Below are 22142 nucleotides of genomic sequence, written 5' to 3'. Positions count from 1 at the left end.
AAGCAGATGACATAAAATCATGCGGGACGAGTGCCGCGCTCAATGATCACGCCGACCCGATTGGCATGTGCTACAGCGCCCGGTTTGCTGACCTTAATACGGACCCACGGGGAATTGAAGCGCTGAAGCAAAATTTCGGATATTTCCTCCGCCACGCGCTCCACCAGCGCGAAGCGGTTCGACTCAACATGCTGGATCACGGCGTCGCTGACATCGGCATAGCTCAGACAGTCATTTACATCGTCGCTGGCGGCGGCCGGCCGGTTATCCCAGCCCATTTCGATATCGAACACCAGCTTCTGACGAATGCCCTGTTCCCACTCATAAACGCCAATGGTGGTAATTACGGTAAGCTCTTCAATAAATACGATATCCATCACGTCATTCTCTGTTTTTGGCCTTGCCGGATACCACTTCCAGCGGAATGTGCGTATTATCCATAGATGTTGCGAGTAAAACGACCATTATTAAACGGAACCGCGTTATGAGTGCTACCGCGCTTGGCATGATTATCTTCGCGTATCTGTGCGGCTCGATTTCCAGCGCGATCCTGGTTTGCCGGATCGCCAGGCTGCCGGATCCGCGTGAACATGGCTCAGGAAACCCCGGGGCGACCAACGTCCTGCGCATCGGCGGCCGGCTGGCGGCGGCGGCGGTGCTGGTGTTCGATATTTTGAAAGGGATGCTGCCGGTCTGGCTGGCCTACAAACTCGATGTGCCGCCGCTGTATCTCGGCCTGACGGCGATCGCCGCCTGCCTGGGGCACATCTATCCGGTGTTCTTCCACTTCCGCGGCGGTAAAGGCGTGGCGACCGCGTTTGGCGCCATCGCGCCTATCGGCTGGGATCTGACCGGCCTGATGACCGGCACCTGGCTGTTGACGGTGCTGCTCAGCGGCTACTCTTCGCTCGGCGCCATCGTCAGCGCGTTGATCGCCCCGTTCTACGTCTGGTGGTTCAAACCGCAGTTCACCTTCCCGGTAGCGATGCTCTCCTGCCTGATCCTGATGCGGCATCACGACAATATTCAGCGCCTGTGGCGCGGCCAGGAAGGCAAGATCTGGGGCAAGTTCCGCAAGAAGAAAAACGACGCGGATGAGGATAACGGCGACCAGCCGAGAGAAGAATAACAGAAGGGCCGGATAATCCGGCCCTTTGTTTTATACCGCAGGCAGTTCCGCCAGCGGCCAGCGCGGCCGCACGGAAACGCTCAGCGCCGGGTTGGCGCCGCTCTTCAGGCGCACCATGCCGGCATAGGCGATCATCGCGCCGTTGTCGGTGCAAAATTCCGGGCGGGCATAGAACACTTCCCCGCCGCGCTTGTGCATCATCTCCGCCAGTTTGGCGCGCAGCGTGCGGTTGGCGCTCACGCCACCGGCCATCACCAGGCGTTTGAAGCCGGTCTGCTCCAACGCGCGTTTGCATTTTATCGCCAGCGTATCCACCACCGCATCCTCGAAGGCGCGGGCGATGTCGGCACGCGTCTGATCGTCGTTGCCGTTGGAGCGAATGGTGTTGGCGGCAAAGGTTTTCAGCCCGGAGAAGCTGAAGTCCAACCCCGGACGATCGGTCATCGGCCGCGGAAAGGTAAAACGCCCCGCCGTGCCCTGCTGCGCCATCTTCGACAGCATCGGCCCGCCGGGATAATCCAGGCCGAGCAGCTTGGCGGTTTTGTCGAACGCTTCGCCGGCGGCATCGTCGATCGACTCGCCCAGCAGTTCATATTCACCGATGCCGGTGACGCTGATCAGCTGAGTGTGGCCGCCGGAGACCAGCAGCGCGACGAACGGGAACGCCGGCGGGTTATCTTCCAGCATCGGCGCCAGCAGGTGGCCTTCCATGTGGTGCACCGGCACCGCCGGCACGTTCCAGGCGAACGCCAGCGCACGCCCCACGGTAGCGCCGACCAGCAGCGCCCCCACCAGGCCCGGCCCGGCGGTGTAAGCCACGCCGTCGATATCGGCCGGGGTCAGGTTGGCCTCTTTCAGCGCCGCCTGAATCAGCGGCACGGTTTTGCGCACGTGATCGCGGGAGGCCAGTTCCGGCACTACGCCGCCGTAGTCGGCGTGCAGCTTCACCTGGCTGTATAATTGGTTGGCCAACAAACCGGTTTCATCGTCATACACTGCAATTCCGGTTTCATCGCAGGACGTTTCTATACCCAGTACTCGCATTACATTTCCCATCATTCACGTGCGGCCGCCAGTCTACCACATTCCGCCGCATTTACCGCCGATGCGGCGCATCTTGTCACCGGCTTGCGCCTATGTCGATGATTCATCCAGAAAATGCCCGAGCGATTAAACACGAGCATTTTTTTCTGATTAGTCTATAATCAGCGCCCGGTGCAAAATTGCGCACGTTGCGGCAGAGCGACGCGGGTTTCAATTTGCTGTGATGCTTTACAAAGCAGCATCCATTGGAGTAAAATTCCGCACCATTTTGAAAAGGCTGGCGCTTGGCCAGCAGCAAACCGAATTTTATTGAGGTGAGAGGCACATGCCGGTAATTAAAGTACGTGAAAACGAGCCATTTGACGTTGCTCTGCGTCGTTTCAAACGCTCTTGCGAAAAAGCGGGTGTTTTAGCTGAAGTTCGTCGTCGTGAGTTTTATGAAAAACCAACTACCGAACGTAAACGCGCTAAAGCTTCTGCTGTGAAACGTCACGCGAAGAAACTGGCTCGCGAAAACGCACGCCGCACTCGTCTGTATTAATTCTTCGGGGGCAACCCCACCGCGTGAATTTCTGATTTTCAAAATCGCGCAGACCGAGTAGTTGCATACGAAGGCCGTGCTTTCCGAAAGGAATGCGCGGCTTGTTCTCGTTTATAGGCTAATGAAGTAAGGGCTTATGGCTGGACGAATTCCGCGCGTATTTATCAATGACTTGCTGGCTCGCACCGACATCGTCGATTTGATCGACGCCCGCGTGAAGCTCAAGAAGCAAGGCAAGAACTATCACGCGTGCTGTCCGTTCCACCACGAAAAGACGCCTTCCTTTACCGTTAATGGCGAAAAGCAGTTTTATCACTGTTTTGGGTGTGGTGCGCACGGCAACGCCGTCGACTTTTTGATGAATTACGACCGACTCGAGTTTGTCGAAACCATCGAAGAACTGGCGACCATGCACGGGCTGGAAGTGCCTTACGAAGCGGGCACCGGGCCAACCCAGATCGAGCGCCATCAGCGCCAGAGCCTGTACCAACTGATGGAACAGCTCAGCGCGTTCTATCAACAGTCACTGCAGCAGTCCTCCGGGGCGCCGGCGCGCAGCTATTTGCAGCAGCGCGGATTGAGTGACGACGTTATTCGCCATTTCGCCATCGGCTTCGCGCCGGCGGGATGGGACAACGCCCTGAAGCGTTTCGGCCGCGACGCCGACTCGCGCCGCGCATTGAACGATGCCGGCATGCTGGTGACTAACGATCAGGGGCGTTCGTACGACCGTTTCCGCGAACGGGTGATGTTCCCCATCCGCGACAAGCGCGGGCGCGTGATCGCCTTCGGCGGCCGCGTCCTGGGCGACGGTATGCCGAAGTACCTGAACTCGCCGGAAACCGAAGTTTTCCATAAGGGCCGCCAGCTGTACGGCCTGTATGAAGCACAGCAGAACCACCCTAACCTGCAGCGGCTGCTGGTGGTGGAAGGGTATATGGACGTGGTGGCGTTGGCGCAATTCGGCATCGACTATGCCGTCGCCTCGCTCGGCACCTCGACGACGGCGGAACACATTCAGCTGTTGTTCCGCGCCACCGACAACGTCGTCTGCTGTTACGACGGCGACCGCGCCGGCCGCGAAGCGGCCTGGCGGGCGCTGGAAACCGCGCTGCCATACCTGAATGACGGGCGCCAGCTGCGGTTCATGTTTTTGCCCGACGGCGAAGACCCGGACACGCTGGTGCGCAAGGAAGGCAAAGAAGCCTTCGAACAACGAATGGAGCAGGCGCAGCCGCTGTCCACGTTCCTGTTCGAAAGCCTGCTGCCGCAGGTGGATCTGAGCAGCCCGGACGGGCGCGCCAAGCTGAGCACGCTGGCGCTGCCGCTGATTACTCAGGTGCCGGGCGAAACGTTGCGCTTGTACCTGCGCCAGGAGCTCGGCAACAAGCTGGGGCTGCTGGACGACAGCCAGCTCGACAAGCTGATGCCCAAGCAGGCTGAAAATGCGAATCCTTATCAGGCGCCCCAGCTAAAACGCACAACCATGCGTATACTGATAGGGTTACTGGTGCAAAATCCGCAGTTGGCTACACTTATCCCTTCGCTGGAAGGGTTGGAGCAGACCAAACAGGCGGGATTGCCGCTGTTCGTCGAACTGGTGCAGACCTGTTTGGCGCAGCCGGGCCTGACGACCGGGCAATTGCTGGAGCTGTATCGCGACAACAAATTCAGCCAGCAGCTTGAAACCTTGGCGACATGGAACCATATGATCGTTGAGGACATGGTCGAACAGACCTTTTTGGATACGTTGGCCAGCCTGTACGACTCGGTGCTCGAGCAACGGCTGGAAACGCTGATCGCCCAGGCCAGAACGCGCGGTCTGAGCGCGGAGGAACGTGAAGAAGTCCGTTCTCTCAACCAGGTTTTAGCGAAGAAAAACTGAATACCAAACGGCTTAAGTGCCGATAATTGCGAGGGCAGAGCCCTGCACAGTGCCGCCATAGTGGGCCGCGGCGATAACGAAAACGCCCCAAATGCTATTGTTGGCGGTTTCGCCGACCGACACCAACCTAAATACTCTGAAGTGTGGATACCGTCTTATGGAGCAAAACCCGCAGTCACAGCTGAAGCTACTTGTCACCCGTGGTAAGGAGCAAGGCTATCTGACCTATGCTGAGGTCAATGACCATCTGCCGGAAGATATCGTCGACTCCGATCAGATCGAAGACATCATCCAGATGATTAACGACATGGGCATCCAGGTGATGGAAGAAGCACCGGACGCCGATGACCTGCTGCTCGCCGAAAACTCGAACAGCACGGACGAAGATGCGGAAGAAGCCGCCGCACAGGTTCTGTCCAGCGTGGAATCCGAAATCGGCCGCACCACCGACCCGGTGCGCATGTACATGCGAGAAATGGGTACCGTCGAACTGCTGACGCGCGAAGGCGAAATCGACATCGCCAAACGCATCGAAGACGGCATCAACCAGGTGCAGTGCTCGGTTGCCGAATACCCGGAAGCCATCACCTACCTGCTTGAGCAGTACGATCGCGTCGAAGCAGGTGAAGCGCGCCTGTCCGATCTGATCACTGGCTTCGTCGATCCTAACGCGGAAGAGGACATCGCCCCCACCGCGACCCACATCGGTTCTGAACTGTCGAGCGAAGAGCAAGACGACGACGAAGAAGATGAAGACGACGAAGACGACGACACCGAAGACGATAACAGCATCGATCCTGAGCTGGCGCGTCAGAAGTTCGCCGAGTTGCGCGATCAGTATGAAGCGACGCGTCTGGTGATCAAGAAAAACGGCCGCAGCCACGCCAGCGCCGCGGACGAGATCCTGAAGCTGTCTGAAGTGTTCAAGCAGTTCCGCCTGGTGCCGAAACAGTTCGACTTCCTGGTCAACAGCATGCGCACCATGATGGACCGCGTTCGCACCCAGGAACGCATCATCATGAAGCTGTGCGTTGAACAGTGCAAAATGCCGAAGAAAAACTTCGTCACCCTGTTCGCCGGCAACGAAACCAGCGACTCCTGGTTTGAAGCCGCGTTGGCGATGGCCAAGCCATGGTCGGAAAAGCTGAAAGACGTTGCTGAAGACGTGCAGCGCAGCCTGCAGAAACTGCGTCAGATCGAAGAAGAGACCGGCCTTACCATAGAGCAGGTCAAAGACATCAACCGTCGCATGTCGATTGGTGAAGCGAAAGCCCGCCGCGCGAAGAAAGAGATGGTTGAGGCCAACCTGCGTCTGGTTATTTCTATCGCCAAGAAATACACCAACCGCGGCCTGCAGTTCCTGGATCTGATCCAGGAAGGCAACATCGGCCTGATGAAAGCGGTAGACAAGTTCGAATACCGCCGCGGCTACAAGTTCTCGACGTACGCCACCTGGTGGATCCGTCAGGCTATCACCCGCTCCATCGCCGACCAGGCGCGCACCATCCGTATTCCGGTGCATATGATTGAGACCATCAACAAGCTCAACCGTATTTCGCGCCAGATGCTGCAAGAGATGGGCCGCGAGCCGACGCCGGAAGAGCTGGCCGAGCGCATGCTGATGCCGGAAGACAAGATCCGCAAAGTGCTGAAGATCGCCAAAGAGCCAATCTCGATGGAAACGCCGATCGGCGACGACGAAGATTCGCATCTGGGCGACTTCATCGAGGATACCACCCTCGAGCTGCCGCTGGATTCCGCGACCTCGGAAAGCCTGCGTTCCGCCACCCACGACGTGCTGGCCGGCCTGACCGCGCGCGAAGCGAAAGTGCTGCGCATGCGTTTCGGCATCGACATGAACACCGATCACACGCTGGAAGAGGTAGGCAAGCAGTTTGACGTTACCCGTGAGCGTATTCGTCAGATCGAAGCCAAGGCGCTGCGCAAGCTGCGTCACCCAAGCCGCTCCGAAGTGCTGCGCAGCTTCCTGGACGACTAAGTCCGGCTGTCGCACCCAAAACAAAAACCCCGGCAGGCCGGGGTTTTTTTATGCCTCAGAACATGCCGTTGCCGCTGGCAGTTTTCTCCGGCACCGGCTGCGTCACGTCCCAGTGTTCAACGATCTTTCCGGCGCTGTCCAGACGGAAGATATCGACGATCGCCGCGGTTTTACCGGCCTCGCGCCCGCTGACTTCCACATGCAAAATCACGAAGTCGCCGTCGACGAACGCCTGTTTCACTTCACTGTGCGAGTTGGGGTAGCGCGTTTTCAGCAGCTCGACAAATTGACGAAAACCCGCCACGCCGTCTTTGGCATTGGGGTTATGCTGTTTGTATTGTTCGCCCAAAAACGGCCGCGCCGCCGCAAAATCCTTGTTGTTCAGCCCCTGCCGATAAAACTCCAGCACGTTCTGCTTGTTGCGCGCCTCCTGCGGCGAATGCCCCGCCTGTGCGGCGCCGGTCACCAACAGCAGCGCCATCAAACAGCCTTTCATCATCGATGTCATCGCACACTCCCCTTATCTCATTGCAGCGCCAGGAACAGCTCGCGATAGCTGGCGGTCAGTTGCTCCAGCGTGGCGCGATTCAATCCGCTGGGGTTGGGCAATACCCAGACCTCGGTTTGCCCCAGCATCATCGCCTGCTTGCCCCAGGGCGCGTTTTTCACCCCGAAGGCGGTGGTGAACGCCTGCTTGCCCAAGATCGCCAGCGCGCGCGGCTGATAGCGCAGGATCTTCTCTTGCAGCGCCTCACCGCCGCTGCGCAACTCGTCGCGCGACAGCTCGCTGGCCGCCACCGTCGGGCGCGCCACCAGCGCGGTAATGCCGCAGCCGTTGTCCTTCAGCTGCTGCCACTGCTCCGGCGCCAGCTGGCTCTCGGTAAAGCCGGCCTGATGGATCACCTTCCAGAAGCGGTTGCTGCCGTTGGCAAAAGGATAGCCCTGATGGGCGGAAGAGAGGCCGGGGTTGATGCCGCAAAACACCACCCGCAGATTGGGCGCCAGAAGTTCCATGAGTGTCGTGAGTCCATTGCAGGGATTTACTGCGGTTATCGCAAAATCCGTCAGCAATTACAACAGGCTAGAACTGCGCAGAAAAGCAACATACGGGCGGGTAACAGTAGACCGATGCTTAAGGATTCCCTATAATCTCGCGGCTTGGCCCCTTAGCTCAGTGGTTAGAGCAGGCGACTCATAATCGCTTGGTCGTTGGTTCAAACCCAACAGGGGCCACCAAATTATCAAGGGGTTACGTTAACAGCGTAGCCCCTTTAGTTTTTTCTGCGGCGCAACCAGGCGTTCGCCTCTTTTGCAACAGAACGCAAATTTCATTCGCCCCCCTGCCGCCTCTAGCGTGAATTAACATCCTCACCGGCCTCGCTATTTTGCGCGTCGAATGCAGTTCTCGCCGCATCAATATCGGCAATATGTTCATTCGCCCAGGTTCCCAGCGCGATGACGGGTACGGTCAATGAGCAACCGAGCGGCGTCAATTCATATTCGACGTGCGGCGGCATGACGGCAATAACTGTCCGCTTGACTAACCCATCTCGTTCCATATTGCGCAGGCACAGCGTCAGCATCCGCTGAGATATTCCATTGATTGTACGCTTTATTTCAGTGAATCGGCGTGGCCCGTTCGCCAAGAGCATAATGATCAGGACACTCCACTTCTCACCAACGCGCGCCAATACCTGGCTGATCTTTTGGCAGTCGGCATGTCTTAAATCTCGAGGTTGATCAGTCACATTCATGATACCGGGTTCTCCTAATGTGCCTTATTGTCTGCCATTTTAGGGCATGGTTATATTGTTATCCCTGGTTACCATTTTATACCTAAGGATTTCACCATGACACTGCTTCATATCGATTCCAGCATTCTCAACGAGCGGTCGGTAAGCCGCCAGCTCACGGCGGCGATCGTCAAACACCTTTCTGTTGCCGAGCCGGACGCCAGGATCATCCACACCGATCTCGCCGCCGACCCGATTAACCACCTTTCCAGCGCCGAATTTTTGGCTCTGCAGGGCGTGGAGCCGCAAGACGAGCACGTCAAACAGGCCGTTGCCCGCAACGCCAAACTCGTCGACGACTTCCTTGCCGCCGATGTCATTATCGTCGGTGCGCCTATGTATAACTTTACGTTGCCCACTCAGCTGCGCGCCTGGCTTGACCGACTTGCAGTGCCAGGCAGAACTTTCCGCTATACGGAAAACGGCGCTGAAGGCCTCGCCAAGGGGAAACGCGTTATCGTTGCTTCCACCCGCGGTGGCCTGTACGGCGAAGGCACGCCACTGGCCTTCCTGGACCATCAGGAAACCTATCTGCGCAGTTTCTTCGGCTTCCTTGGCATTACGGACATCACCTTCATTCGAGCAGAGGGACTGGCACTCAGCCCGGAAAACCGCACTGTCGCCATCGATGCGGCGGCGGCTCAGATTGACGGCCTGACCGCTTAATCGAGCCTGTTCGGCACAGCGATAGCAGGCTCGCGGCCAGTCCCTTTTTTGGGCTGGCCACCGGCGATGCAATACCGCTCAATCCTATGGCTGTGCCGCGTTCCCCGGAATTCGTTCGCACCGGATTTGTAAACTGGAGATTCAATCATGAACACCACGTTAACCTCGCCACTCGCGCCCAACCCGCGGCGTATTACACAACGCACCCGAGGCCAAGGCCACGGCCCGATCACCCGGCTGATGAGCCCTTCCGACCTGGGTCAGGTGCTTAAACCCTTCGTATTCCTCGATCTGTTCGATGCGGATCAGCGCACCATGGCAATGCTGGCCAACATGCCGCTGCATCCGCATTCAGGCATAGCCACCGTGACCGTACCGCTCGAAGGCGCTTTTCATTACGAAGATCCCGCCAGCGGCGCTGTCGGGACGCTCGGCTATGGCGCGGTGGAGTGGGCGCGGGCGGGCGGCGGCATGTGGCACGGCAAAGAATTGTCCGCCACGGATACGCCGCGCATCCAGGGATTCCAGCTCTGGCTGGCCTTGCCCGCCGAACTGGAAAACGGTGAACAGGAAAGCCGTTATATCGAAGCCCGGAACATGCGCCAAATCGGGCCGGCGCATGTCATCATTGGCAACCATGAAGGCGTGCAAAGCCCGGTGCCCGCGCAGGAAGGCATCAATTACTTGCTCGTCACACTCAAACCGGGCGAACGCTGGACTTATCGGCCGCCAGCGCATCATTCTGTCGGCTGGATCGCACTGGCCAAAGGCCGTCTCAGCGCCGGCGCTCCTGTCGACGCGGGCGAAATGGTGGTCTTCGAACCGGGGGAAATGCCCATTGCACTTGAAGCATCCGGCAATGAAGATGCCGTATTCGTTCTCGGCTCAGCCGTGCCTCACCCGCACCCGCTGCACCTCGGCGCCTATTCGGTACATACCTCAGCACCCGCGTTGGAAGCCGGTGAACGCCGCATCGCCGAACTGGGGCGCAGACTTGAAGAGGCCGGCGAGCGACGGACGGCTTCAGGCACGATCCCCGTCTTTCGATGACGTTGACGGTGCGGTCGCCATCTGTGGCGATAAATCCAGGATGCGCCAATCACGCATGCCCGGCATGTCCGGCCGCTCACTGACGATGCAACGTGATATTATTCCCCATCACTTCTCTGCCATCAGATAAGGCCCCTGCATGATCGTCAACTGCGACCACGACAACCTCGACGCCTGGCTGGCGCTGCGCTCAGCGCTGTGGCCCACTTGTCCGTTGGAAGAGCACCGCGCGGAGATGCGCGAAATATTGGCTTCGCCGCATCACACCGCGTTTATGGCGCGGGGGCTGGACGGCGCTTTCGTTGGCTTTGCCGAGGTCGCGCTGCGCCACGATTACGTCAACGGCTGCGAATCGTCGCCGGTGGCGTTTTTGGAAGGGATTTACACCGTCGAATGCGCCCGTCGCCAGGGCTGGGCCGCGCACCTGATCGCGCAGGTGCAGGAGTGGGCGAAGCAACAGGGGTGCAGCGAGCTGGCGTCGGATACCGACATCGCCAACCTGGACTCCCAACGCCTGCATGCAGCGCTGGGCTTTGCCGAAACGGAACGGGTGGTGTTTTACCGCAAAACGCTGGGCTGATCAGGCAATCTTGCTTTGCCGCTGATGCGCCAGCTGCTCGGCGCGCAGCAGGATCTCCTGCAGATCGTCCTCGTCGATATCGAACAGATCTCCCTCCATCAGCGCCTCGTGCAGATCGGCGCGGGTGATGGAAACGGCATCGATCGGCAGATTGGCCGGTTTGGCCTCCGCCGGCGCCAGCGCGTGCGGGTAGCGCCGCCCGGCCAGGTTATTGAACAGAATGGCCAGCGCCGCCAGCAGCACCGAGTTCAGCAGCACCGGGTACAGCACAAAGTGGTAGCCCATCTGGTGAATGCCGGGGCCGCCGAGGATAGCGGTCAGCGCCACCGCGCCGCCGGGTGGATGCAGGCAGCGCAGCTTGAACATCAGGCCGATGGCCACCGCCGCCGCCGCGCCGCAGGCCAGGCCGGGATCGGGGATCAGCAGACCGGCGCTGACGCCCACCGTCGCCGCCAGCGCATTGCCGCCGACGATCGACCAAGGCTGCGCCAACGGGCTGTTGGGCACGCCGAACAGCAGCACCGCCGAAGCGCCCATCGGCGCGATAAACCACAGGTTCACCTCGCCCAAAATAAAGTGGCTGATCCAGCCGGCGAGCATCAGCCCCAAACCGGCGCCGACGCTGGAAATCAGCATCTCTCGTTTGCCCACCGCCAGCGGGTGCGGCCACAGGCGCGCGCATCCCACTTTCACCCGTTCTATCCACTGCGTCTTCATGTTACCCAATACGGCTCAATTCACGTGTTGGCAACAAATATATCACATCATCCTGAAGGAACTCACGGCGCCGTAAACCGCGCCGTCCAAGAACTTTTAGGCTAACAGATTGATTTTTAGCCTCCCCTCAACAATGATGAATGTTCCCCCCTTAACCCCGAGGAAACGCCGATGTCTCAACCGATCACCGAGCTTTATACCGACAGTGAATTTTTCAGCCCGTACGCCATGTCCGCCTTTGTCGTGCTGACGGAAAAAGGCATTCCGTTCACCGTGAAGCCGGTGGATCTGGCGAAAGAAGAGAACAAAGAGGCGGCCTACGCGGCGCTGTCGCTCACCCGCCGGGTGCCGACGCTGGCGATCGGCGAGTTCCAGCTGTCGGAGTCTTCGGCGATCGCCGAATACCTGGAAGACATCCACCCGGCCCACGCCGTGTATCCGCGCGACGTGAAGCTGCGCGCCAAGGCGCGCGAGATCCAGGCCTGGCTGCGCAGCGATCTGCTGCCGATCCGCGCCGAGCGTTCGACCGAAGTGGTGTTCAACAACGGCAAGTTCCCGCCGCTGTCCGAAGCCGCGCAGGAGGCCACGCGCAAGCTGATCGCTGCCGTGGAAAAACTGCTGAGCCACGGGCAGGATAATCTGTTCAGGGAGTGGTGCATCGCCGACACCGATCTGGCGCTGATGCTCAACCGGCTGGTGATGCACGGCGATCCGGTGCCGGAGCGCGTGCGCCACTATGCGCACAAGCAGTGGCAGCGCCCGTCGGTGCAGGCCTGGCTGGCGTTGTCGGAAAAACGGCGCGCCTGAGAAAAAAATCGGCGGCCACGACGCCGCCGTTCTCAATGCCGAGAAACAACATCACTGCTTGAGGGAAGGCAAATCACCATCCAGAGGGCAGATAGCCTAACAATGAAGCGATGGCGTACACCGCGCTGGCCAGGTACAGCAACACAATGCTGACCTGCAGCAGCGGGTGCGTGATCCAGTTGCACTGCCAGCGCGGGGTCTGGTCACCGTGTTTGCGCGCGCCGCGCAAGATCAGCATCGGCATGATCGACAGGATCACCCCGCTGAACACCCCGGCGAAGTAGAGCGCGTTGACGAACGACACCAGCCCGCTGTAAGCCAGCGCGAACGGCGGCACCACCACCAGCAGCAGCACGCCGAAACGGCGCAGCGGCAGCTCGTCGTTGCCCAGCCTAAACTTGTCGAAAATATTGGTCAGAAAACTGCCGCCCAACCCCCAGTACGAGGTCAGCATCGCGCACAGCGCGAAGATGTTGGCGGAGAAGAACGCCCACTGCCCCAGCGCCTGGCCCCAGGAAATGGTGGCCACATCGGAGATGTCATCCAGCCCACTGAGCGCAATCACCGACATCGGCACCGCCGCCAGCAAAATGAAGGTCACGACCATGCCGACGATGATCGCCTTCGGCAGTTGTTCCGGCTTGTCGGCGAAGCCGCGCGCCATCTCCGGCACGATGTACTGCGCCGAGAAGCAGAACACCACCACGTTGAACACCGGCACCATATAGCGCCAGTCGCCGTCCAGCAGGTTGCGCATCTGGGTGGTGTCTTTCAGCAGCGTCGCCGCCACCAGCGCGGTCAACATCACCACCATGCCGATGCTGATGAACTTCTCGCCGCGGCCGATCGCTTTCAAACCGAGGTACAGCACGCCGGCGGCGGGCACGAAGAACAGCAGGCTGCCCAGCGCCGGCGAGATGCCAAACAGCGATTGCAGCAGCTTACCGCTGCCGGTCATGTAGGCGGTAAGCGCCCCGACGCTGTTGACGCACACCGAAGCGAACATCAGCCAGGCGCCCAGGCCGCCGACGTAGCGCTTCGCCAGTCCGCTCAGCTGCAGATGCGCGCGGGTGCGCAACGTAGATTCGGCAACGTACAGCATGGTGATGGTGGTCAGGCTCCCCACCAGCACCAGCCAAAACAGCAGCGGCAGAAAGCCGGCCTTGCTGGAGGCATAGGCGATGGAGAGCACCCCGGCGCCGATGTTGGTGCCGACGATCATCGCCACCCCTTCGAGGAAACTTAACGATTTGGCGGGTGCAGGTGCTCGCACCCCGGCGGCAAGCGCCGGAGAAACAGAGATATTATCAGACATGCATCATCCTTTATCGCCCGGCGACGCTGGCCGCCGGGATGGGTTAACGTCCTGACGCTCAACGGCTCACATCGATACACAGGTATTTCAGCTCCAGATATTCTTCTATCCCGTAGCGCGATCCTTCACGCCCGAGCCCTGACTGTTTCACGCCGCCGAACGGCGCCACTTCGTTGGAAATCAGCCCGGTGTTGATGCCGACCATGCCGTACTCCAGCGCTTCCGGCACGCGCCACTGGCGCGCGGCGTTCTGCGTGAACAGGTAGGCGGCCAGGCCGAATTCGGTGTCGTTGGCCATGGCGATGGCTTCCGCCTCGTCATGGAAGCGGAACAGCGGCGCCACCGGCCCGAAGGTCTCTTCTTTGGCGAAGCGCATCTTCTGCGTTACGCCGGTCACCACCGTCGGCTGGAAGAAGGTGCCGCCCAGCGCGTGCGGCTGGCCGCCGGTGGCGATCTGCGCCCCTTTGATCAGCGCGTCGTCGATATGGCTCTGCACCTTCGCTACCGCATCGCTGTCGATCAGCGGCCCCTGGGTGGTGCCTTCCTGGCTGCCGTCGCCGACGTTCAACTGCTCGACCGCCGCCACCAGTTTCTCCGCCAGCCGCTCGTAGATGCCGTCCTGCACGTAGATGCGGTTGGCGCACACGCAGGTCTGGCCGCTGTTGCGGAACTTGGAGGCCATGATGCCCGCCACCGCCGCGTCCAGATTGGCGTCGTCGAACACGATGACCGGCGCGTTACCGCCCAGCTCCAGCGACAGTTTCTTGATGCTCGGCGCGCACTGCGCCATCAGGATGCGGCCGACCTCGGTCGAGCCGGTAAAGCTCAGCTTGCGCACCACCGGGCTGTCGCACAGCACCTTGCCCACCTGCGCCGCTTCGCCAGTCACCACTTGCAGGACGCCGGCGGGAATGCCGGCGTCCTGCGCCAGCTTGGCCAGCGCCAGCGCGGTCAGCGGCGTTTGCTCGGCCGGTTTGACGATGATGGCGCAACCGGCCGCCAGCGCCGGCGCCACCTTGCGGGTGATCATCGCCGCCGGGAAATTCCACGGGGTGATGGCCGCGCACACGCCGATCGGCTGCTTCACCACCACCAGGCGCTGCGAAGCCTGCGGCGCCTGCAATACCGCGCCGTCCACCCGCTTGGCCTCTTCGGCGAACCAGGTGATGAACGACGCGGCGTAGGCCACTTCGCCGCGCGCTTCCGCCAGCGATTTGCCCTGCTCGGCGGTCATCAGCTGCGCCAGATCTTCCTGCGCGGCCAGCACCTTGTCGGCCCAGGCCAACAGCAGCGCGGAACGCTGCTTGGCGGTCAGCTGTTTCCAGTCGTTTTGCGCCCGCTGCGCCGCCGCGATCGCCTGCTGGGTTTCCTCTTCGCTGACCAGCGGAATGCTGGCCAGCTCGGCGCCGGTGGCCGGGTTGATCACCGCTTCGCGCTTGCCGCTCAGGGCATCGCACCATTCGCCGTTGATCAGACACTGGCTGCGCAACAGCTCGGGATTGTTCAATTTCATGCCGTTCGCTCCTTAGTGGGCCAGCGCGCGGGACAGGATGCCCATCGCCTTGGTGAACTGATCGTCCGGAATGGTCAGCGGGTAGAGGAAGCGGATCACGTTGCCGTTCACACCGCAGCTCAGCAGCAGCAGCCCTTCCTCCATCGCCTTCTGCTGCACCTGACGGGTGATCTCCGCCGAAGGCTTGCCGGTAGCCGGATCGTTGAACTCCACCGCCACCATCGATCCCTGCGCGCGCACATCGGCGATCGCCGGGCTGGTTTTGCGCGCCTGCTGCAACACTTCCACCAGGTGCTGCCCCAAGCGCTCGGCGCGCTGGCACAGCTGCTCTTCTTCGATCACGTCCAGCACCGCGTGCGCGGCGGCCACCGCCAGCGGGTTACCGGCATAGGTGCCGCCCAGCCCGCCCGGCGCCGGCGCGTCCATCACCTCGGCGCGGCCCGCCACCGCCGACAGCGGCATGCCGCCCGCCAGGCTTTTCGCCATGGTGATCAAATCGGGCTTAACGCTGTAGTGCTCCATGGCGAACAGCTTGCCGGTACGGGCGAAGCCGGTCTGCACTTCGTCGGCGATCAGCAGGATGCCGTGCTGGTCGCACAGCGCGCGCAGCGCCTGCATGAAATCGGCCGGCGCCACGTTGAAACCGCCCTCGCCCTGCACCGGCTCCAGCACAATGGCCGCCACCTGCTTGGGATCGATATCCGCTTTAAACAGGCGATCCAGGCTGTTCATCGCGTCTTCGGTGGTCACGCCGTACAGCGCGTTCGGGTACTGGCCGTGGAACACCGAGCCGGGGAATGGGCCAAAGCCCAGTTTGTAAGGCGCCACTTTGCCGGTCAACGCCATGGTCATATAGGTGCGGCCGTGGAAGCCGCCGCCGAAGGTGATCAAGCCCGGACGGCCGGTGTAAGCGCGGGCAATCTTCACCGCGTTTTCCACCGCTTCCGCGCCGGTGGTGAAGAAAGCGGTTTTACACGGACCGGCGATCGGCGCGCGTTGGTTGATGCGCTCCGCCAACGAGACATAGCTTTCGTAAGGAACGATCTGATAGGCGGTGTGGGTGAAGGCCTGCAGCTGCTTTTCAATTGCGGCGATCACTTTCGGGTGGCGATGGCCGGTGTTCAGCACGGCGATCCCCGAGGCGAAGTCGATCACTTCCTTGCCTTCCACATCCCACAGCGTAGCGTTCTCTGCGCGCTCGGCGTAAAAACCACACATCACGCCCACTCCGCGCGGGGTGGCGTCCTGACGGCGTTGGTTCAATTCTGCGTTTTTCATGCTGTTCTCTCCGGTCGGTGCCAGTTACACGTTTCGTTCACATTCGTGAAACAATGACGTTTATTTACACAGGATGTGGCCCTATAATCGAGTGCCAGTTACGAATAATTGAGGGATCCAATTGCGCTCATTGAGTGGTGATCTGTTGCTACAGCGCCTCGGCGAACAGCCCGATGACAAGCTGCACAAGCGGCTTTACAACGCGATCCGCACCAGCATTCTCGATGGCAGCCTGCCGCCCTCCAGCCGCCTGCCCGCCTCGCGCGATCTGGCGCAGGAGCTCAGCCTGTCACGCAACACCGTGTTAACCGTTTATGAACAACTGCTGGCGGAGGGCTACGTGTCGGCGCGCGCCGGCAGCGGCACCTTCGTCGCCGACACGGTGCCGGACAGCTGCCTGTCCACCGGCGGCGCTCCGGCGGACGGCAGCGGGCAACCGCGGCGCGTCGAACTGTCGGAGCGCGGCGCCACGCTGCTGCACCACGCCAGCGCCAGCCCCAAACAGTGGGGGGCGTTCATTCCCGGCGTCCCCGACGTCAACGCCTTTCCTCATCAGCTGTTCAGCAAGATCCAGGCGCGCCTCAGCCGCCGCCCGACGCCGCAGCGGCTGACCTACAGCAATCAGGGCGGCAGCCCGGAGCTGCAGCATGCGTTGGTGGAGTATTTACGGGTGGCGCGCTCGGTGCGCTGCTCGCCGGAACAGATCCTGATCACTGAAGGCATCCATCAGGCGATCGATCTGGTGACGCGCATGTTGTGCAATCCGGGGGATGACGCCTGGATCGAAGAGCCGGGCTATTGGGGGATCCGCAATATCCTGCGCATCAATGCGCTGAACATCTGCCCGCTGACGGTGGACGAGGCCGGGCTGGTGCCGCCGGAGCAGCCAACGACGCCGCCCCGCCTGATTTTCGTCACCCCGTCGCACCAATATCCGCTCGGCTCGGTGATGAGCCTGGCGCGCCGCCAACGGCTGCTGGCGCTGGCGCGGAACGCCGGCGGCTGGATCGTCGAGGACGATTACGACAGCGAATTCCGCTTTTCCGGCCAACCGATCCCGGCGCTGCAGGGGCTGGAAGCCGATGCGCCGGTGATCTACATCGGCACCTTCAGCAAAACGCTCTACCCGGCGCTGCGTCTCGGCTATGTGGTGTTGCCGCCGCCGCTGGTTCAGGCGCTGAAAACCGCCCACGCCGAGCTGTACCGCGGCGGGCACCTGCTGATCCAGAGCGCGCTGGCGGAGTTTATTCAGGCGGGGCACTACACGGCGCATATCCGTCGCATGCGGCTGCTGTACGCCCGGCGGCGCGCCTTCCTGACCGGATTGATCGAACAGCACCTCGGCAAACAGGCGCTCAGCGAGTTCAACAGCAACGCCGGATTGCACCTGATCCTCAACCTGCCGGACGAGGCCGACGACGTGGCGATCGCCGCCGCCGCCGGCGCGCAAGGGGTGCTGGTGAGGCCGCTGTCGCGCTACTACATGCTGCCCAACCGCCGGCGCGGCCTGCTGATGGGCTTTGCCTGCGTGCCGGAAGAGCAAATGGCCGCCGCCTTCACCCAACTGCTGGCGTGCATCAACGCCCCGCACTAAGTCAGCGCGCCGCCCGCCTGCCTCACCAGGCCTGAAACCGCCAGCCGTTCGCCTGTCGGTGCAGGCGGTGCGTGGGCCGCAACGCCTGCAGGAAGTCTTCGTCGTGCGACACCACCAGCATCGCGCCGGGGAAATCCGCCAGCGCGGTTTCGATCGCCAGCGACGACGCCAGATCCAGGTGGTTGGTCGGCTCGTCGAGCAACAGCAGCTGCGCCGGTTGTCGCCGCCAGAGCGCACAGGCCAGCGCCGCCTTCAGCCGTTCTCCGCCGCTCAGCGAGCCCAGCGGCAACGCGATGCGATCCGCGCCAAGCTGCAGCTGCGCCAGCCGGGTGCGCAACGCCCCTTCCGCCAACGGCGAATCCTGCATCCCCAGATGTTCCATTACTGACAGGCCCGGATCGAGCTGCGACAGGGTTTGATCGAGGTAGGCCGTCGACAGCGGGCAATGACAATGGCCGGAAAGCGCCGCCAACTGACCGAGAACGGTCTTCAGCAAGGTGGATTTGCCGCAGCCATTGGGGCCGGTCAACGCCACGCGCATCGGACCGTCGATCCGCAAATCCAGCGGCGGCGCGCTGACGAACGGCAGCTGCAGCCGCTCGAGCACCAGCACCTGCTTGTTTGCGTTCACTTCACTGCCGGGCAGCGCCAGCAACACCGGCTGTTCCTCTTCTACCCGCTGATAGGCTTCGCGCACTGCCGCATCGAGGCTGTCGCGCCGATCCTGATGCTGTTTGCGCAGCGTGCCGAGGCTCTCCTTCGCCGCCGACTTGTAGGCCACCCGTTCGAAAGAGGCGATATTCAGCGTATCGACGACGCGCAGCGTTTGCGCCGAGCGCCGCTGGCTCATGTCGTGCTCTTTCTGTTGGCGGGCGCGGGTGCGGCGGCGCTCCTCGCGCGCATGTTCCAGATCGGCGCGCGCCGCCTGCTGCTCCGTATCGCGCTGGCGCCGGTAGTCATCATAGTTGCCGCCGTAGCTGCGCAGTGCGCCGGGCGTCAGTTCGACGATGCGCTCCATGCGCGCCAGCAGCTGCCGGTCATGGCTGGCGATCAGCAACCCGCCTCGCCACTGATCCAGCTGTTGATACAGCCAGGCGCGCCCGGCGCTGTCGAGGTGGTTGGTCGGTTCATCCAGCAGCAGAAAATCCGCCTCGCCCAGCAAGGCACCGCACAGGGCCGCGCGCATCCGCTCGCCGCCGCTCAGCGAACTGGCGGATCGCAACGGATCGAAGGCCGGCAGCCCGGCGGCGGCGAAGGCGTTTTGCAGGCGATCGTGTAGATCCCAGCGCCCTTCCAGACGATCGATATCGTCCGCCAGCGGCCGCCCCTGCTCGAGACGCGCCAGCGCGGCGAACGCCTCACCATAGCCCAACAGCTGGGCCAGCGTGGTGTGCGGCGCGATCTCCGGTTGCTGTGCAACGTAAGCTACTGCGGCATGAGATTCGATGTGCCCGTTGCCCGGTTGATCCAGCCCGGCGATCAGGCGCAGCAGCTGGGTTTTGCCGACGCCGTTGCGCCCCACCAGGCCGCAGCGCTGCCGGTCGAAAGCAAGATCCAGCGGGCCGAACAGCGTTTCGCCGTCAGCAAATTGGCAGGTCAGTTGATGTAAAACGAAATAAGGGGACTGCGCTAAATGAGCCATAAGCACTCCTGAATGAGATCAAAACATCCCCACAGGGCGCGAGAGCGCACAGCGTGGGACACGATATCAACAGGTGTGGGTGTTCATTTTCGGTAATGGCTCCGCAGAGAGAAGGAATTTGCAACGCGTAAAGGCTAACCGATCTTTTGTTCGTTATGCAAACAGAGTCTGAGATTCATGACATCTATCACATTCGGCGCAACGCAGATTCCCAAGCGGCGCGACAACGGCTAGATTTATCTCATCCGACCACTTGTGTTCACATAATAATAACAGATGCTCATCCCCAATCGCTTTCAACCTGCAGCTAGGCGGCAAGTTCGGGCGTTCCCAGGAGCTTACTCAAGTAAGTGACTGGGGCGAGCGAACGCAGGCAACAACGCTGCAGGTTGAAAGAGGCGGGGGATGAACGATGGAGAGTGCAATGAGCAATTACCCTCACCTGCTGGCGCCGCTGGATCTCGGCTTCACCACCCTGAAAAACCGGGTGCTGATGGGATCGATGCATACCGGCCTGGAAGAGTTGCCCGACGGCCCGCAGCGCCTGGCCGCGTTCTATGCCGAGCGCGCCGCCGCCGGCGTGGCGCTGATCGTCACCGGCGGCATTGCCCCGAACGAACAGGGCGTGGTGTTTCGCGGCGGTTCGATCCTCAACAGCGAAGCGCAATTGCCTCACCACCGCCCGGTAACCGAGGCCGTCCACCGGGCGGGCGGAAAAATTGCGCTGCAGATCCTGCACACCGGCCGCTACAGCTATCAACCCAAGCTGGTGGCCCCTTCCGCGCTGCAGGCGCCAATCAACCCGTTTACGCCGAGCGCCCTGAGTGAAGCGGAGATCGCGCAGACCATCGCCGACTTCGCCCGCTGCGCGGCGCTGGCGCAGCAGGCCGGCTACGACGGCGTTGAAGTGATGGGTTCCGAAGGCTACCTGATCAACCAATTCTTGACGACGCGCACCAACCAGCGCGACGACCAATGGGGCGGCAGCTTCACCAACCGCATGCGGTTCGCCGTCGAGACCGTCAGGGCGGTACGCCAGGCCGTGGGCCCGGAATTCATTCTGATCTACCGGCTGTCGATGCTTGATCTGGTGGAAGACGGCTCCAGTTGGGAGGAGATCGAGCAGCTGGCGCTGGCGATCGAACAGGCGGGTGCCACGATCATCAATACCGGCATCGGCTGGCACGAAGCACGTATTCCGACCATCGCCACCATGGTGCCGCGCGCCGGATTCAGCTGGGTGACCCGCAAGCTGATGGGCAAGGTCAGCATCCCGCTGATCACCACCAACCGCATCAACGATCCGGCGGTGGCCGAGCAGGTGCTGGCGGACGGCTGCGCCGATATGGTGTCGATGGCGCGCCCGTTCCTCGCCGACGCCGCCTTTGTGCAGAAAGCCGCCGAGGGGCGCGCCGACGAGATCAATACCTGCATCGGTTGCAACCAGGCCTGTCTCGACCAGATCTTTGAAGGCAAGCTGACTTCCTGTCTGGTCAACCCGCGCGCCTGCCGTGAAACCGAAATGCCGCTGACGATGGCGGAAAAACCGAAAAAACTGGCGGTGGTCGGCGCCGGCCCCGCCGGGCTGGCGTTTGCCACCACCGCCGCCAGCCGCGGCCATCGGGTGACGCTGTTCGACGCCGCCGAGCAGATCGGCGGCCAGTTCAACATCGCCAAGCAGATCCCCGGCAAGGAAGAATTCCATGAAACCCTGCGTTACTTCCGCCGCCAGCTGGCGCTGCGTGAAGTGACGGTCAGGCTGGGCGTCAAGGTCGAAGCGGCGGATTTAAGCGAATTCGATGAGGTGATCCTCGCCTGCGGCATCGTGCCGCGCACCCCTGATATTCCCGGCATCGGGCACGCCAAGGTACTGAGCTATCTGGACGTGCTGCGCGATAAAAAACCGGTCGGCCAGCGGGTGGCGATCGTCGGCGCCGGCGGCATCGGCTTCGATACCGCCGAGTACCTCAGCCAGCACGGCGTGTCCAGCAGCCTGGATCAGGCGGAATTCAATCGCGAATGGGGCATCGACGGGCGCCTTGAGCAGCGCGGCGGGCTGGCGGAGCAAGGGCCGCAGGCGCCGCGCGCCGCCCGGCAGATCTACCTGTTGCAACGCAAAACCAGCAAAGTGGGCGAAGGCCTGGGGAAAACCACCGGTTGGATCCACCGCGCCAGCCTGGCGATGCGCGGCGTGAAGATGCTCAACAGCGTCAGCTATCGGCTGATCGACGACGAAGGGCTGCACATCACCCGCGCCGAGCAAGACAGCTGCCTGCCGGTGGACACGGTGGTCATTTGCGCCGGGCAGGAACCGCGCCGCGAATTGCAGCAGCCGCTGCTGGCGATGGGGAAAACCGTGCATCTGATCGGCGGCGCCGACGTGGCCGCCGAGCTGGACGCCCGCCGCGCGATCGATCAGGGCACGCGGCTGGCGATGGCGCTGTAAAAAAGGGGCGCCCGGCGCCCCTGATATTGATGACAAACCGCATCCCCATGCAGGGTTGGCAGAGAGCAGCGAAAAGAAAACAAGGAAAATCAATTTATTGATTTTCGGCTGATAACCACAAAGAGGGAAAAACCACGCTTTTT

20 protein-coding genes and 1 tRNA gene are annotated in these 22142 nt (G+C 61.5%); 11 read left to right on the top strand and 10 right to left on the bottom strand.

The genetic code is table 11. From position 1 onward, the window contains the following. Nucleotides 1-17: 17 nt before the first annotated feature. Entirely contained in the window at nt 18-377 is a 360-nt protein-coding gene (folB, locus tag ACJ8KE_RS17305; protein WP_015379095.1) for a bifunctional dihydroneopterin aldolase/7,8-dihydroneopterin epimerase, read from the bottom strand. Between the two features lie 107 nt (nt 378-484). Between folB and plsY the strand changes: the two genes are divergently transcribed. Then, a complete protein-coding gene (gene plsY, locus ACJ8KE_RS17300; RefSeq protein WP_028127591.1) occupies nt 485-1129 on the top strand; it encodes a glycerol-3-phosphate 1-O-acyltransferase PlsY in 645 nt (214 codons plus the stop codon). 30 nt (nt 1130-1159) lie between these two features. Here the strand turns inward: plsY and tsaD are convergent, their stop codons facing one another. Then, nucleotides 1160-2173, bottom strand: coding sequence for a tRNA (adenosine(37)-N6)-threonylcarbamoyltransferase complex transferase subunit TsaD (gene tsaD, locus ACJ8KE_RS17295; RefSeq protein ID WP_306376959.1), 1014 nt, complete (start codon nt 2171-2173; stop codon nt 1160-1162). 325 nt (nt 2174-2498) lie between these two features. Between tsaD and rpsU the strand changes: the two genes are divergently transcribed. From rpsU to rpoD, 3 genes are all read left to right on the top strand, one after another. Next, nucleotides 2499-2714 carry a 30S ribosomal protein S21 gene (gene rpsU, locus ACJ8KE_RS17290; protein ID WP_001144069.1) on the top strand — a complete coding sequence of 72 codons (216 nt, stop codon included), beginning with the start codon at nt 2499-2501 and terminating at the stop codon, nt 2712-2714. Nucleotides 2715-2850: 136 nt separating this feature from the next. After that, nucleotides 2851-4599: a DNA primase gene (gene dnaG, locus ACJ8KE_RS17285; RefSeq protein ID WP_016930158.1), complete on the top strand. Its 1749-nt coding sequence runs from the start codon at nt 2851-2853 to the stop codon at nt 4597-4599. A gap of 157 nt (nt 4600-4756) precedes the next feature. Continuing rightward, nucleotides 4757-6598 carry an RNA polymerase sigma factor RpoD gene (rpoD, locus tag ACJ8KE_RS17280; RefSeq protein WP_004937194.1) on the top strand — a complete coding sequence of 614 codons (1842 nt, stop codon included), beginning with the start codon at nt 4757-4759 and terminating at the stop codon, nt 6596-6598. A gap of 55 nt (nt 6599-6653) precedes the next feature. Here rpoD and ACJ8KE_RS17275 read toward each other — a convergent pair whose 3' ends face one another. Then, nucleotides 6654-7106 carry a nuclear transport factor 2 family protein gene (locus ACJ8KE_RS17275; protein ID WP_079451628.1) on the bottom strand — a complete coding sequence of 151 codons (453 nt, stop codon included), beginning with the start codon at nt 7104-7106 and terminating at the stop codon, nt 6654-6656. Between the two features lie 17 nt (nt 7107-7123). Further along, nucleotides 7124-7612, bottom strand: coding sequence for a G/U mismatch-specific DNA glycosylase (gene mug / locus ACJ8KE_RS17270; protein WP_033632050.1), 489 nt, complete (start codon nt 7610-7612; stop codon nt 7124-7126). A gap of 146 nt (nt 7613-7758) precedes the next feature. Here mug and ACJ8KE_RS17265 point away from each other — a divergent pair. After that, a tRNA-Ile gene (locus ACJ8KE_RS17265) sits at nt 7759-7834 on the top strand. A 113-nt stretch (nt 7835-7947) separates the two neighbouring features. On the opposite strand, the gene ACJ8KE_RS17260 is transcribed toward ACJ8KE_RS17265, so the two are convergent. After that, nucleotides 7948-8352, bottom strand: coding sequence for a winged helix-turn-helix transcriptional regulator (locus ACJ8KE_RS17260; RefSeq protein ID WP_016930161.1), 405 nt, complete (start codon nt 8350-8352; stop codon nt 7948-7950). A 96-nt stretch (nt 8353-8448) separates the two neighbouring features. Here ACJ8KE_RS17260 and ACJ8KE_RS17255 point away from each other — a divergent pair, with 96 nt between their 5' ends. From ACJ8KE_RS17255 to ACJ8KE_RS17245, 3 genes are all read left to right on the top strand, one after another. Next, nucleotides 8449-9057 (top strand): FMN-dependent NADH-azoreductase, encoded by a 609-nt coding sequence (locus ACJ8KE_RS17255; protein WP_442517324.1) that lies wholly within the window; start codon nt 8449-8451, stop codon nt 9055-9057. 147 nt (nt 9058-9204) lie between these two features. Beyond that, nucleotides 9205-10107, top strand: coding sequence for a pirin family protein (locus tag ACJ8KE_RS17250; RefSeq protein ID WP_079450149.1), 903 nt, complete (start codon nt 9205-9207; stop codon nt 10105-10107). Between the two features lie 139 nt (nt 10108-10246). Next, nucleotides 10247-10687 carry an aminoglycoside N-acetyltransferase AAC(6')-Ial gene (locus ACJ8KE_RS17245; protein ID WP_016930164.1) on the top strand — a complete coding sequence of 147 codons (441 nt, stop codon included), beginning with the start codon at nt 10247-10249 and terminating at the stop codon, nt 10685-10687. Here ACJ8KE_RS17245 and ACJ8KE_RS17240 read toward each other — a convergent pair whose 3' ends face one another. After that, on the bottom strand, nt 10688-11404 hold the full coding sequence (locus tag ACJ8KE_RS17240; protein WP_016930165.1) for an HPP family protein: 717 nt from the start codon (nt 11402-11404) through the stop codon (nt 10688-10690). Between the two features lie 171 nt (nt 11405-11575). On the opposite strand from ACJ8KE_RS17240, the gene yfcF reads away from it, so the two are divergent. Further along, nucleotides 11576-12211, top strand: a complete 636-nt coding sequence (gene yfcF / locus ACJ8KE_RS17235; RefSeq protein WP_016930166.1) for a glutathione transferase — start codon at nt 11576-11578, stop codon at nt 12209-12211. Between the two features lie 73 nt (nt 12212-12284). Here the strand turns inward: yfcF and ACJ8KE_RS17230 are convergent, their stop codons facing one another. The 3 genes from ACJ8KE_RS17230 to ACJ8KE_RS17220 are packed head-to-tail and all read right to left on the bottom strand — an operon-like array spanning nt 12285 to nt 16317. Continuing rightward, nucleotides 12285-13526, bottom strand: a complete 1242-nt coding sequence (locus ACJ8KE_RS17230) for an aromatic amino acid transport family protein (protein ID WP_028127589.1) — start codon at nt 13524-13526, stop codon at nt 12285-12287. Between the two features lie 58 nt (nt 13527-13584). Continuing rightward, nucleotides 13585-15039: an NAD-dependent succinate-semialdehyde dehydrogenase gene (locus ACJ8KE_RS17225; protein WP_079451625.1), complete on the bottom strand. Its 1455-nt coding sequence runs from the start codon at nt 15037-15039 to the stop codon at nt 13585-13587. Nucleotides 15040-15051: 12 nt separating this feature from the next. Continuing rightward, on the bottom strand, nt 15052-16317 hold the full coding sequence (locus tag ACJ8KE_RS17220) for a 4-aminobutyrate--2-oxoglutarate transaminase (protein WP_079451624.1): 1266 nt from the start codon (nt 16315-16317) through the stop codon (nt 15052-15054). Nucleotides 16318-16438: 121 nt separating this feature from the next. Here ACJ8KE_RS17220 and pdxR point away from each other — a divergent pair, with 121 nt between their 5' ends. Beyond that, on the top strand, nt 16439-17911 hold the full coding sequence (pdxR, locus tag ACJ8KE_RS17215; RefSeq protein WP_318670091.1) for a MocR-like pyridoxine biosynthesis transcription factor PdxR: 1473 nt from the start codon (nt 16439-16441) through the stop codon (nt 17909-17911). Between the two features lie 22 nt (nt 17912-17933). Here pdxR and ACJ8KE_RS17210 read toward each other — a convergent pair whose 3' ends face one another. Continuing rightward, nucleotides 17934-19553 carry an ABC-F family ATP-binding cassette domain-containing protein gene (locus tag ACJ8KE_RS17210; RefSeq protein WP_442517323.1) on the bottom strand — a complete coding sequence of 540 codons (1620 nt, stop codon included), beginning with the start codon at nt 19551-19553 and terminating at the stop codon, nt 17934-17936. A gap of 424 nt (nt 19554-19977) precedes the next feature. Between ACJ8KE_RS17210 and ACJ8KE_RS17205 the strand changes: the two genes are divergently transcribed. Then, nucleotides 19978-21999 carry an oxidoreductase gene (locus ACJ8KE_RS17205; protein ID WP_089185062.1) on the top strand — a complete coding sequence of 674 codons (2022 nt, stop codon included), beginning with the start codon at nt 19978-19980 and terminating at the stop codon, nt 21997-21999. Nucleotides 22000-22142 lie beyond the last annotated feature (143 nt).

The sequence above is a fragment of the Serratia sp. CY56464 genome, assembly GCF_052168435.1.
In the GTDB taxonomy this organism is placed as follows: domain Bacteria; phylum Pseudomonadota; class Gammaproteobacteria; order Enterobacterales; family Enterobacteriaceae; genus Serratia; species Serratia marcescens.
Note: the sequence above shows the minus strand (reverse complement) of the source record. Positions and strands in the feature narration are given on the sequence as shown.